At 66.0% G+C, this 12,156-nt stretch carries 16 protein-coding genes and 1 pseudogene; 16 read left to right on the top strand and 1 reads right to left on the bottom strand.

The window, feature by feature from the left end; genetic code table 11:
• From HUS57_RS09935 to HUS57_RS09915, 5 genes and pseudogenes are all read left to right on the top strand, one after another.
• Positions 1-2,435 (top strand): strawberry notch C-terminal domain-containing protein (locus HUS57_RS09935; RefSeq protein WP_173933193.1); only part of this gene is annotated, 2,435 nt, incomplete at its 5' end.
• Positions 2,435-3,465, top strand: a pseudogene (locus tag HUS57_RS09930) (toprim domain-containing protein). The gene HUS57_RS09935 and the pseudogene HUS57_RS09930, both read left to right, overlap by 1 nt.
• A 302-nt stretch (positions 3,466-3,767) precedes the next feature.
• On the top strand, positions 3,768-4,694 hold the full coding sequence (locus tag HUS57_RS09925) for a DUF2493 domain-containing protein (protein WP_173933191.1): 927 nt from the start codon (positions 3,768-3,770) through the stop codon (positions 4,692-4,694).
• Between the two features lie 151 nt (positions 4,695-4,845).
• Complete coding sequence (locus tag HUS57_RS09920) at positions 4,846-5,286, top strand: hypothetical protein (RefSeq protein WP_173933189.1); 441 nt, start codon at positions 4,846-4,848, stop codon at positions 5,284-5,286.
• A 583-nt stretch (positions 5,287-5,869) separates the two neighbouring features.
• Positions 5,870-6,196, top strand: a complete 327-nt coding sequence (locus tag HUS57_RS09915) for a DUF736 domain-containing protein (protein WP_137390450.1) — start codon at positions 5,870-5,872, stop codon at positions 6,194-6,196.
• A gap of 57 nt (positions 6,197-6,253) precedes the next feature.
• On the opposite strand, the gene HUS57_RS09910 is transcribed toward HUS57_RS09915, so the two are convergent.
• Positions 6,254-6,412, bottom strand: coding sequence for a hypothetical protein (locus HUS57_RS09910; RefSeq protein WP_173933187.1), 159 nt, complete (start codon positions 6,410-6,412; stop codon positions 6,254-6,256).
• 2 nt (positions 6,413-6,414) lie between these two features.
• On the opposite strand from HUS57_RS09910, the gene HUS57_RS09905 reads away from it, so the two are divergent.
• The 11 genes from HUS57_RS09905 (at position 6,415) to HUS57_RS09855 (ending at position 12,154) form a co-directional block, all read left to right on the top strand.
• The gene (locus HUS57_RS09905) at positions 6,415-6,666 is read left to right on the top strand and encodes a helix-turn-helix domain-containing protein (RefSeq protein ID WP_107815998.1); all 252 of its coding nucleotides are present in this window, start codon (positions 6,415-6,417) and stop codon (positions 6,664-6,666) included.
• 111 nt (positions 6,667-6,777) lie between these two features.
• Positions 6,778-7,053: a DUF2285 domain-containing protein gene (locus HUS57_RS09900; RefSeq protein WP_173933185.1), complete on the top strand. Its 276-nt coding sequence runs from the start codon at positions 6,778-6,780 to the stop codon at positions 7,051-7,053.
• A 129-nt stretch (positions 7,054-7,182) separates the two neighbouring features.
• Entirely contained in the window at positions 7,183-7,506 is a 324-nt protein-coding gene (locus tag HUS57_RS17945) for a DUF6499 domain-containing protein (RefSeq protein ID WP_246727823.1), read from the top strand.
• Positions 7,400-7,939 carry a DUF2285 domain-containing protein gene (locus HUS57_RS09895; RefSeq protein WP_246727822.1) on the top strand — a complete coding sequence of 180 codons (540 nt, stop codon included), beginning with the start codon at positions 7,400-7,402 and terminating at the stop codon, positions 7,937-7,939. The genes HUS57_RS17945 and HUS57_RS09895 overlap by 107 nt, the downstream gene beginning before the upstream one ends.
• Before the next feature lie 138 nt (positions 7,940-8,077).
• Positions 8,078-8,359, top strand: coding sequence for a helix-turn-helix domain-containing protein (locus HUS57_RS09890; protein WP_173933181.1), 282 nt, complete (start codon positions 8,078-8,080; stop codon positions 8,357-8,359).
• Entirely contained in the window at positions 8,359-9,801 is a 1,443-nt protein-coding gene (locus HUS57_RS09880) for a replication initiator protein A (RefSeq protein ID WP_246727821.1), read from the top strand. Before HUS57_RS09890 ends, HUS57_RS09880 begins: the two co-directional genes overlap by 1 nt.
• The gene (parA, locus tag HUS57_RS09875) at positions 9,801-10,454 is read left to right on the top strand and encodes a ParA family partition ATPase (RefSeq protein WP_173933179.1); all 654 of its coding nucleotides are present in this window, start codon (positions 9,801-9,803) and stop codon (positions 10,452-10,454) included. The genes HUS57_RS09880 and parA overlap by 1 nt, the downstream gene beginning before the upstream one ends.
• Positions 10,451-10,699 (top strand): hypothetical protein, encoded by a 249-nt coding sequence (locus HUS57_RS09870; RefSeq protein WP_173933178.1) that lies wholly within the window; start codon positions 10,451-10,453, stop codon positions 10,697-10,699. Before parA ends, HUS57_RS09870 begins: the two co-directional genes overlap by 4 nt.
• Entirely contained in the window at positions 10,696-11,205 is a 510-nt protein-coding gene (locus tag HUS57_RS09865) for a DUF2840 domain-containing protein (protein ID WP_173933176.1), read from the top strand. The genes HUS57_RS09870 and HUS57_RS09865 overlap by 4 nt, the downstream gene beginning before the upstream one ends.
• Positions 11,202-11,747 (top strand): S26 family signal peptidase, encoded by a 546-nt coding sequence (locus HUS57_RS09860; protein WP_028710008.1) that lies wholly within the window; start codon positions 11,202-11,204, stop codon positions 11,745-11,747. Before HUS57_RS09865 ends, HUS57_RS09860 begins: the two co-directional genes overlap by 4 nt.
• 68 nt (positions 11,748-11,815) lie before the next feature.
• Complete coding sequence (locus tag HUS57_RS09855) at positions 11,816-12,154, top strand: DUF736 domain-containing protein (protein WP_173933174.1); 339 nt, start codon at positions 11,816-11,818, stop codon at positions 12,152-12,154.
• Positions 12,155-12,156: the final 2 nt, after the last annotated feature.

The raw sequence follows: 12,156 nt of genomic DNA, 5'->3' as shown, positions 1-12,156 counted from the left end.
GCGCGGGCCTGCGGCTTCAGCACGCCCTGCCGGACGCGCGCGTGGTCTATGTCTCGGCGACCGGCGCCACGACGGTCCACAACCTCGCCTACGCACAGCGGCTCGGCCTCTGGGGTGGCGAGGATTTTCCGTTTGCGACCCGCGCCGAATTCGTCGAGGCGATCGAGGCCGGGGGCGTGGCGGCCATGGAGGTTCTGGCCCGCGACCTGCGGGCGCTCGGCCTCTATACCGCACGGTCGCTCTCCTATGATGGCGTCGAATACGAACTGGTCGAGCACCAGCTCACGGGCGAGCAATGCCGCATCTACGATGCCTACGCCGGAGCATTCGCCGTCATTCACAACAATCTCGATGCGGCGATGGAGGCCGCCAATATCACCGGCAGCGAGGGCACGCTGAACCCGCAGGCGAAGTCTGTCGCACGCTCCGCCTTCGAGAGCGCGAAGCAGCGCTTCTTCGGCCATCTGCTGACCAGCATGAAGACGCCGACCCTGATCCGGCAGATCACGGAGGATCTGGAGGCGGGCCATGCCGCCGTCATCCAGATCGTCTCGACCGGCGAGGCGCTGATGGAGCGGAGATTGTCCGAACTGCCGACCGAGGAATGGAGCGACGTCCGCGTGGACATCACGCCGCGGGAATACGTTCTCGATTACCTCGCCCATTCCTTCCCGGTGCAGCTCTACGAACCCTTCACCGATGGCGAGGGCAATCTGTCGTCGCGCCCGGTCTTTCGCGATGGCCAGTCGGTCGAAAGCCGCGAGGCCGTGGCCCGGCGCGACGAGATGATCGAGCAGCTCGCCAGCCTGCCACCCGTTCCCGGCGCGCTCGACCAGATCGTGCAGCATTTCGGGACCGACATGGTCGCCGAGGTGACGGGACGCTCGCGGCGGATCGTGCGCCGAGGCGAAGGTCCGGCAGCACGCCTCGCTGTCGAGAGCCGCGCTCCCTCCGCCAATCTTGCCGAAACCTCGGCGTTCATGGATGACCAGAAGCGCATCCTGGTCTTCTCGGACGCGGGCGGAACCGGGCGCAGCTATCACGCCGAACTCTCGGCCAGGAACCAGCGCCTGCGCGTTCACTATCTGCTGGAACCCGGCTGGAAGGCCGATGCCGCCATTCAGGGGCTGGGTCGCACCAACCGCACCAATCAGGCGCAGCCGCCGCTCTTCCGGCCCGTCGCAACGGATGTGAAGGCCGAGAAGCGTTTCCTCAGCACCATTGCTCGACGTCTCGATACGCTGGGCGCCATCACGCGCGGCCAGCGCCAGACCGGCGGGCAAGGCCTGTTCCGGCCCGAGGACAATCTGGAATCCAGCTATGCCCGCGACGCCTTGCGCCAGCTCTATCTGCTGGTCGTGCGCGGCAAGGTGGAGGGTTGCCCGCTGGAGCGGTTTGAATCTGCCACCGGTCTCAAGCTGATGGACAGCAATGGTCTCAAGGATGACCTGCCACCGATCACCACCTTCCTCAACCGTCTGCTGGCACTGACAATCGAACTCCAGGGCATCCTGTTCTCGGCCTTCGAGCAGTTGCTTGAGGCCAGGATCGACGGGGCCATCGCCTCGGGCGCCTATGATATGGGGCTGGAAACCCTGCGCGCCGAGAGCTTCACCGTCACCGACCGGCAGGTAATCTACACCCATCCGGCGACCGGCGCCGAGACCCGGCTCCTGACCATTGCCGAGCGCAAGCGTAACCGGCCGGTCACGCTGGATGCAGCGACGGCCGAACTTGACGATCCCCGCGCGAAGCTGCTGGTCAATGAGCGTTCCGGCCGTGCCGCTGTCCAGATCCCCACCACCAGCGTCATGCTGGACGATGGCGAGATCGAACGGCGCGTCCGGCTGATCCGGCCGATGGAGGCGCACAACGTCCCCCTACGCATGATGGGCGAGACCCATTGGGTCGAGGTCGACCGGGAGACATTCGGCGCGGCCTGGAGGGCCGAACTCGCCGAGGTGCCGGAGTTTACCGACAGCACGCTGCATATGGTGACAGGTCTGCTGCTGCCGATCTGGAAGCGCCTGCCGCAGGAGTCTTCCCGCGTCTATCGCCTTCAGACCGATGAGGGCGAACGGATCATCGGCCGCCGCGTCTCTCCCGCATGGGCCGCCAGCGCCTCGACCAGCGGTGTCCCCGCTGGTCTGACGCCCGATGCGGTTTATGCCGCACTGCTGGAAGGCCGCACGGTCTTCGATCTCGCCGAAGGATTGCAGCTGCGCCGCGCCCGCGTGATGGGTGCGAACCGCATCGAGCTTTCGGGCTTCACCGAGTCGATGCGGGAGCGCCTGCGCGCCTATGGCCTCTTCAGCGAGATCATCTCGTGGAAGCTGCGCTTCTTCGTGCCGGTGGGCGCATCCGGGCCGGAGATTGCGGCCAGGCTCCTCGACCGCTTCCCGGTCGAGCGCATCGGTGAGCGGGAGGCCGCGTAATGTCCCGTCTCGACGCCACTGATCTCGCGCAGCGTCTCGGCCGTCAGGCCGAGGCGGTCTGCCGCTTCTATCTCTCGAACGGGCGCAAGCAGGGCAATTACTGGCAAGTCGGTGACGTCCGCAACACCGCCGGGCGCTCGATGTTCGTACGCTTGCATGACAGCGCCAAGGGTGTCGCCGGGAAATGGACCGACCCGGCGACCGGCGAGCATGGCGACCTGCTCGACGTGATCCGGGAATCCCTCGGCCTGATCGACTTCGCGGATGTCGCCGAGGAGGCCCGACGGTTCCTCAGCCTGCCCCGTCCGGAGCCGGGGCCGCATACAGGCGGCCGACGGCGCCATCGGGTTCGTCCGAGGCCGCGCGCAGGCTCTGGCGCATGACCCGGCCGATCACGGGCAGCGTCGCAGAAGCGTATTTGCGCAAGCGCGGCATTACGGATTTACGCGGAGTCGCAAATCTTCGGTTCCATCCGAACTGCTACTGGCGGCCCGAGGGCGATGGTCCGACCGAGACCTGGCCTGCGATGATCGCCGCGGTCACCGACCTCAATGGCAAGGTCACCGGCGCGCACCGGACCTGGCTCGCCCGTGACGGCTCGGCCAAGGCGCCCATCGATCCGCCGCGCAAGGCGATGGGCGACCTGCTCGGCAATGCCGTCCGTTTTGGCGAGGCGCAGGATGTCATGGCGGCGGGGGAGGGCATCGAGACCATATTGTCCCTGCGGCAGGCCATGCCCCCGATGCCGATGGTGTCCGCACTCTCGGCCGGGCATCTCGCCGCCATCCTATTTCCGACCGATTTGCGCAGGCTATATATCGTCCGCGACAACGATCCGGCAGGTGACGGCGCGCGGGATAGCCTTGTCGGCCGGGCACGCGGGGCCGGGATCGAGGCGATCACGCTCTCGCCCGTGCTGGGGGACATCAACGAAGATCTCGTCATGCGCGGGCTGACTGCGCTTCGGGCGGAGGTGCGGGTACAACTCGCCCCCGAGGACGTCAGCCGCTTCATGGTCCTCACTGCATAGCCGGGAAGGGGTGTGATCGGGCGGGGTCCGGCTTGTCATGGCATATGGGACTGCACCATCACGGTCAGGGGACCGCGCCTCGGCCTTCGAGAGGGCGAGCGGCCCACAAACGGTCCGGCCCGGCAATGGCGGCGCCGGACTATTTTCCGCCGCCCCTTCGGGGCTTTGCAGCGCGAGGCAAAATAGTCTGGCTTTGCCATCGAGGCCCTCGCCAGGGCTCGGGCTGCCGGACCGGATCGCCCGTGGGCTTGTCGTCGCCATGAAGGCCGCGACGGTCGCGGTCCAGCCGAAGGACGCATCCCATGCACGCTCATGACGAACTCGAACCCGATCACAGCACCTCCCCGACGGGCCACGTCATCGAGGATCTCGAACTCTATGGCTATCGTCCCTCGGAGGACGAGGAAGATCCCCGGATCACCCCCGAGGATCACGTCATCCAGACCGCTGTCGCCGATATCTTCGACGCCCTGATTTCCAGCATGGCTGACACCAGCCTCGATTTCGACCTCGACGAGATCATGTGGTCCACGGTCAATACCTTCCACCGCGCCGTCGAGCGGATCGAGCGCAAACTGGACGACAACGAGCAGGCGCAGAGACGCCTTCAACGGGAACAGGATGGCTCGGAGGTCAAATCCGTCCAGCTCGAGACCCTGATCGGCATCGGCCAGAGCCTCATCGAGCGCCGCGACAGCATGGAGCTCTTCCGCGATACCGCCGCCGACATCTACCTGCGCACCACCGGCACGCCCTGGTCGCCGCGCTCCGGCTCACGGGTCAACCACCGCCAGATGACCGCGGCGATGATCGACAGCCGCGACTTCCTCGCCGCCAAGCGCAGGGCAGACAACGAGGTGCTGGTGCCCGCAGGGCCGAAGATCGCCTTCTCGGGTGGGGACACGGCCGACCACCGGCTGATCTGGGACAAGCTCGATCAGGTCCATGCCAAACACCCGGACATGGTCCTCCTGCACGGCGGAACGCCGAAAGGCGCAGAACGCATCGCCGCCACCTGGGCCAACAATCGCAAGATTCCGCAGGTTGCGTTCAAGCCCGACTGGGCGAAACACGCCAAGGCCGCGCCATTCAAGCGCAACGACCAGATGCTCGCCACCATGCCGATCGGCGTCATCATCTTCCCCGGAACCGGCATCCAGGACAATCTGGCCGACAAGGCCCGCAAGATGGGCATCCCGGTCTATCGCTTCGGCACGGGCAGCGCATGAGCGCTGCCCTCCAACATTCTCATGTCGAAGGCGCGCGAACGGACCTGCCATTCCGTCTCGCCGAGACACGCATGTTCATGCTATATTCCCGTTTGCGCCGTGGAGGTGGTGGCAGGCGCAACCGTTCAACCTTTTGCACGGAGCCGCCACCATGATCATTCTGGGCATCCTCGTTTCCATTGCCGCCATCGGCACGATGTGCTGGTTGCTGTTCAACCTCGCGGTCTTTGCGCTGCCGTTCTTCCTCGGCGTGAATGCCGGCACTTGGGCCTATGGCACAGGCGCGGGATGGCTCGGCGCAGGGCTCGTCGGCCTCCTCGCGGCTGGGCTGACCCTGGCCGTTGTGCAGGGTCTGCTCATGCTCGTCCGCCCGCTCTGGGCGCGCATGCTGATCGCCCTGGTCTTTGTCGCTCCCGCAGTCCTCGCCGGGTTCCATGCCACGCTTGGCATCGTCAAACTCACGATGCCGTCCGAGACCTGGCAGTTCGTATTCGCGATCATTGGCGCAATAGCCGTGGGCGTGACGGCTTTCCTCCGGCTCGCGGGATGGGCGGCCGCCGGCCCGGCGGACCGGAACCTTGCGCGCGCGTGACGACGCATAGCGGCGGCTGGACGGACAGCCAGGGCAGCGTGACACCGGCCATCCCCGTCAGCAGGCAGGTGGGGATGTATCGGAGTGTACGACCCGGATCGGCGTGAGGCCCGCGCGCGGCCGTAACGGGAGCGCAAGATGTCAGCTCCGGCACTCGCCTGCCGATCCTGAACCCGGCAATGGGGGCAATGCCGGTGGAACCGTTCGTGTGGAAGGCCGCGCAAGGCCTGGGACGAAGGGTGACGGACCGGCCGTGATGCCGGCCGGGTCTGTCTTTCCTGGAACCACTGGGGCGCCATCGTCTCCGTTTCATGCCCCGACTCTCAACCGCTCCAATCGGCCTCTTCAATGGCCTGATCTGGCCGAAGACCGGCTGCGCCTCGACCGCTTCAGCGCAACAGCGCCGTCACAACTTTCTTCCCCTGCCGGTGCAGGCACCGTCATTCCTCGCGGTGACAAGAAAGTTCCTCCTTTGCTGTCCAGCCCCTGCTGCGCGGGGGTGCGCCAGCGATCGTCTCCGTCCTGTCGATCGCCATCGAGGCCGCAATGGTGCGGGCTCGAAAACGGAAAACGGAGACTTAAAATGGCGACCATCGGCACCTTCAAGAAGACCGGCTCGAACGAATTCACCGGCGAAATCGTCACCCTCAGCGTCCAGGCCAAGGGCGTGCGCATCGTCCCCGACCAGCGCGCCACCGGCGAGAATGCCCCCAGCCACCGGGTCCTGGTCGGCCGCGCCGAGATCGGCGCCGCCTGGTCCAAGCGCTCGGGCGAGGGCCGCGACTATCTGGGCCTCAAGCTGGACGATCCGAGCTTCACCGCTCCGATCTACGCCAACCTCTTCGATGACGAGGACGGCGAGGGTTACTCCCTGATCTGGTCCCGCCCCAACCGCCGCAACGGCGACTAAGGCGCGCAAGGCCCCGGCCGACAGGTCGGGGCCTCCTCCCTGCTCGCAGGAAAGCCGTCACCCCGGCCGCTGCCGCCGAATCGATTCGGAAGCGTTGAGCCAGGACGCACGCAAAGCCGGGCTCAGGATCTGCGATTTCAGATAGAAGATCGGAACAGAACGACTATTATAGTCGTAGTTCTGGAATGCGCGCCGGTCGCGATGGGAGGTGATCATGCATGATCACCTCCCGACAGTCGCGGGCCGCACGCGCGTTACTGGGTTGGACGCAGGAGACGCTCGCAGATAAGGCCCGTGTATCATTGACCGCGCTCAAGCGCCTCGAATCCGAAAGCCGGCTCGAGGTCTACGAAACTACGCGCGATCAGGTTCGCCGGGCCCTTGAAGCGGCTGGAATAGTTCTCCTGTCGACCGAACGCGGACAGGGGGTGCTGCTTGTTCATGATCGCGACGAAAAAGGACGCCGGTAAAGGGTCGGGGAATACTTGGCCCGCGCGAGCGCGTCTTTCGCAGTCAGCTAAAACCTGTAGCCGCTCGCAAGCCATTCACCCGACGGCTATTTTGTCTCAGGGGCGGCCGGTATGTCCTCGATGATCGAGCCATTCGAGGATGATGCTCCCGATGCCGAGGAACTGACGGCCTACGACCGGACGCACATCAAGCTGTACATGCGGCTCCTGGACGCCGCCGCCGACGGCGCCGAGTGGACCGAAGCGGTGGAAGTCCTGTTCGGGATTGACCCTCGACTCGAGGCGGCTCGCGCGCGCCGCGTCCATGACAGCCATCTAAAGAGAGCGAGATGGATGACCCGAACCGGATATCGTCACCTCCTGTGGCAATCCGCGCCGCGGCACTGACCCGTCAGGCGGGGCCGTGAAGCGATGCCAAACCGGCATCGCTCATTGCCGTCCCTCGATCTTCCCGCATGCGGATGATGCTGGAATCGTTGAACAACTCGACCGTTCCGTCAAAGCGAGGAGGGGAGGATGCGGCCAGACACATCCCAATGGAGCGACAGCGATCGTTACGAGTTCTACGACAGCCTCTCGGTCGAGGGCCTTGCCTGGGAATGCCTGCGCCGCTCCGAACCTTATCAGGAGCATTTCGCCGAACTCGCCGCCATGAATGCGGAGACAAACCCCTACACCGATGACGCCCAGCATCTATGGGGGTTGCGATTTCCCGGCGCGACCGAGCCTTTCCGTGCTCGAACAACAGGTCGTCTGGTCGCCGCTCGTCAATCCGGCCGTTCTGCTCATCGACACCGCGCCGTCGTTCCTGCCGTCGCCGCCTCCGCTCGCGCCTGCTGACGGCCGCGAAGGCCCGGAGGGCCTGTACGCGATCCACGAGGCCTATACCGACGCGCAAATCTTGTATCTGGCCGGCTGCGACGTCGGCAGCGCATCCTCCATCGTTCTGCCCCTCGACAACGATCTACACGACCGGCTACAGGCCGTTCTCCGTCTCTGGCATGCCGCAAACGCAGGACCAGTCCCGCACGACGCGCGCGTGACACCCTATCAGCGACGGAGGATGCGCCAGATGATGCAGGCGGCCGATGGCCGCAGCAACGGCGCCACCTACCGGGAGATCGCGATTGCCATGTTCGGTTCCGAGCGCATCGCCTCGGAGCCCTGGCGAACATCCGCGCTCCGCGACACGGTCATCGCGCTGATTGAGAGTGCCTCCGCCCTTATCGAAGGCGGCTACCGCAGGCTGCTCCGGCACAAACGCAAGGCCTGAACCTGCCGCTCTGCCGGGGGGTGGGGATTCTTCGCGCCCAATCTTCCCCATCCACCCCGCCGATCTTTCTCCGCCACCGTGGTCGCAAATCGCCGCTGGTCCTCTGCGGCGTCCCGCAACCCCACGGAGGCTCGATCCATGCATCCTGATCCCGCCGTTCTGCCGCCACGCTACTTGCGAACGAAAGAGGCGGCCGCATTTCTCAGCCTGTCGGCCAGGACACTCGAGAAACACCGCACCTACGGTACTGGTCCCGCCTATCACAAGCTCGGCGGGCGCGTCGTCTATTCCGTCGATGATCTCAAAGCCTGGGCCGATCGCGGCGCGGTGACCTCCACCACCGATCCGCGCGGCCAGCTGGTTCCGCCCAAGCGGCAGATGCCGCCGGCCTCACCGCGGGCGGTCCGCACCGCCCGCTGATGACAGGACGGCGTCGAACCCTGTCGGAGCGCGGGCAGCTCGATCTGTTCAGAGCGCTTCCGGGAGATTTCGCGCCACGAGACGCGCAGGATCTTATGGCCTATCCCTTCTTCTCCCTCTCAAAGTCTCATCGCGTCGCGCCGATCGACTTCAGCGCGGGAGCCGTCTCGATCCGCGTCGAGGCGNGGATCGGTGGTGGAGGTCACCGATCCGCGCGGCCAGCTGGTTCCGCCCAAGCGGCAGATGCCGCCGGCCTCACCGCGGGCGGTCCGCACCGCCCGCTGATGACAGGACGGCGTCGAACCCTGTCGGAGCGCGGGCAGCTCGATCTGTTCAGAGCGCTTCCGGGAGATTTCGCGCCACGAGACGCGCAGGATCTTATGGCCTATCCCTTCTTCTCCCTCTCAAAGTCTCATCGCGTCGCGCCGATCGACTTCAGCGCGGGAGCCGTCTCGATCCGCGTCGAGGCGGTCCCCGATCACGGGATGGCGACCATCTGGGACGCCGACATCCTGATCTGGGCCGCGAGCCAGATCGTGGAGGCACGCGATGCCGGGCTGCGAACCTCGCGGCTCATGATGGCGACGCCCTACGAGATTCTCACCTTCATCGGCCGCGGCACCAGCCTGCGAGACTACCGGCGCCTGAAGGCCGCACTGGACCGGCTGCAATCCACAACGATATCGACCACGCTGCGTCAGACGGCCGAAGGACGCCGCCACCGCTTCTCCTGGATCAACGAGTGGCAGGAGCGGACCAACCACAAGGGCCGACCCGACGGCGTCGAGATGATCGTCCCGGACTGGTTCTACCAGGCCGTCCTCGACGATGCGCTCATCCTCACGATCGACCGAGCCTATTTCGATTTGACGGGCGGACTCGAACGCTGGCTCTACCGTCTCGTCCGCAAGCATGGCGGTCGGCAGAAGGACGGCTGGCGCTTCGACTTTCGCTATCTTCACCAGAAATCGGGCAGCCTGTCGCCGTTCAAGCGCTTCGCCTTCGAGCTGCGCGACATCATCCGGCGCCAGCCGCTCCCCGGCTACACGCTGTTCACCGAGATCGAATACGGCGGCCGGATGTTGCTGGCCTTCGAGCCCAGCCCAGCCTGTGGAAAACCTGTGGATGGCCTCGTGCCATCGGGAACCCGGACTATCGTGCTATCGGGAACCCAGGGCTCGTGCTATCAGGAACCCAAACGGGGCGTAAAGCCCGGAAATCGCTTCGAAAATCGCGCCCTTAACTTAGAGTCTAACGAAGAATCTAACTTTGAAGAGCGCAGACGCGATGTGCAAAAGCTCATCGTGAAGGTCGGCAATGCGCTGAAAGTAACGTCCGGCGACAAGCGCCATGCACAGGATCGGAGCGCCACCGCTGACACTTTCACCGTCCGTCGTCGCACTCCCACGGCGTCTTCCGACGACCCCTCGGGAGGCGCGTAATGATCCTCGCCTTGCTCAATCAGAAGGGCGGCGTCGGGAAGACGACGCTGGCGCTCGCCGTTGCGGGCGAGTGGGCCATGCAAGGACGGCGGGTCATCCTCGTCGACGCTGACCCGCAAGGCTCGGCGCTCGATTGGTCCGAGATGCGCGCTCGCGAGGGGCTGCCACGCCTGTTCAGCGTGATCGGTCTCGCCCGAGACACACTGCATCGCGAAGCCCCCGCGCTGGCCAGGGATGCCGATCTCGTCGTCATCGATGGGCCGCCGCGTGTGGCCGGACTCATGCGCTCAGCGCTGCTGGCAACGGACATGGTGCTGATCCCGGTGCACCCGTCGCCCTTCGACGGCTGGGCGTCCGCGGAAATGCTTGCGCTGAACTCGGAGGCGCGCGTCTACCGGCCGGAACTGGTGGCCCGCTTCGTCCTGAACCGATGCGGGGCGCGCACTGTGCTGGCGCGAGATACCGCCGAAACGCTCGCGGATCATGACCCACCGGCCCTGGCCAGTCGCATCGGTCAGCGCATTGCTTTCGCCGCCGCTGCGCAGTCCGGACGGATCGTCCGGGAACTCGACCATGAGAGCGCGGCCGCGCGCGAAATCTCCGCGCTGGTGGCCGAGGTAGCGCATCTCGGCAATCCCCGGAGCGCATCATGAGCGCCCGGGCAAACAGGAAGGGCTTCGCGACCCGGCCGGCCGATCCCGAACTATGGATCAAGGCCGGACCGCCCCCGAAACGCGACGAAGCGGCCACGAATACCGCCCGGCTAACCATCGACGTGACGCCCGAGTTGCGGGGGCGGATCAAGATCGCCGCCTTCCGGCGCGGCATGACCGTCGCCGACATGCCGCGCGAGCTCCTCGCACGGGAGTTTCCCCCAACCAGCGGAGATGGCGAATGACACCAAGCACCACATCCGGTCAGGCTCGATCCGCGCACATGGCCGACCGGTTCACTCGTGTTGAGCTGGTCTGGGTCGAGAAGTCGGTCGAACACTGGATCAGGTTCGGCATGGCTGCGCGTGAGGAGATCCTGGACCGCCGCCGGCGTGTCCTCTCCTTCCGGCCGGGCTCCTGCTTTGCGCTCGTACGCTGGGCCGCCAACGAACATGGAACGGTCGAGTCCCGGCTCGACATCCTGTGCGCCCCGAAGCTGGGTGAAGCCTATCAGACCGTGCCGCTCGTCGATCCCGGCGGCGTCCTTCTCCTGCGAACCCATGGCTGGCCCAAGGTGGAGCGCATGCTTCAGATCATCGACGCGATCGAAGCGGCGGGTATCGATGCGGTGGAGGTCTCGCCCGAACACTGGCGGCACGTCCACAACCGGCTCGCCGCCGGCGAACGGCCGCGTCCCTATGCGCCAGCCCAGCACCGCGCCTGGCTGAAACGGCGGAGCGTCCAGCCATGAGCCGCCGCGCCATTGTCTGGACCATGGCGGCGGCGGGCGCGCTGATTGTCGCGCCGCATTTGACCGGGCACGGTCCCCGCTTCATCTGGAATGCGTCGGCCAGCGCGCCGATCGGCCTCTACTCCGTTCGCCCTGTGGGGCGGCTCGAGGTCGGCGATCTTGTTGCGGTCATGCCGCCGGACGATCTCGCGGGCTTCCTCGACGCGCGCCGCTATCTCCCGCGCGGCGTTCCCCTGATCAAGCGCGTTCTGGCGCTCCCCGGCACCCAGGTGTGCCGGGATGGCGCTCAGATCACGGCTTACGATCACGCCTATGGCGAAGCCCGCGAACGCGACAGCCGGGGCCGCCAACTGCCCTCCTGGCAGGGCTGTCGGGTGATCGCCAATGGCGATGTGTTCCTGATGAACTGGGACACCGAAGACAGCCTGGACGGTCGCTATTTCGGGCCGCTCCCCCTCGCATCCGTCACCGCGCGCGTCGTGCCGATCTGGACCGACGAGAACGGCGACGGCCGCCTCGAACCGCAGGCGTCAACGCGGTGAACGCCTGCACGGGAGCGGACATTCCGCCCGTTCCCGGTCCACTCCGCCGCAAAGGAAAGGAACGTCCCATGCCGCAAATCGGTGAGTTCACCCGGCAGAAATCCGGCTTCTTCGGCCGCATCCGGACCCTAACGCTCGACAGCGAGATCGCCATCGTCGTGGTCGACACCGCAGGGGTGGAGAACGCGCCCGATCACCGTGTTCACCTCGGCCCGGATGAAAGCGGCCCGGAGGTCGGCGCCGCCTGGTCGCGCACCGGCGAGAAGGCCGGAGACTATCTCTCGGTGCTGATCGACGATCCCGCCCTGCCGCATCCGATGCGCGCCGCCCTGTTCCAGAACGGCGCCGACGCGACGTCGTGGTCGCTGCACTGGAGCCGCGCGCCCAAGCGCGACTCAAAGGACTGAGC

Origin of the sequence: Chelativorans sp. Marseille-P2723 (genome assembly GCF_902809845.1) — a bacterium.
GTDB lineage: Bacteria > Pseudomonadota > Alphaproteobacteria > Rhizobiales > Rhizobiaceae > Chelativorans.
The sequence above is the reverse complement of the archived record's forward strand: the minus strand, read 5'-3'. Positions and strand labels throughout refer to the sequence as shown.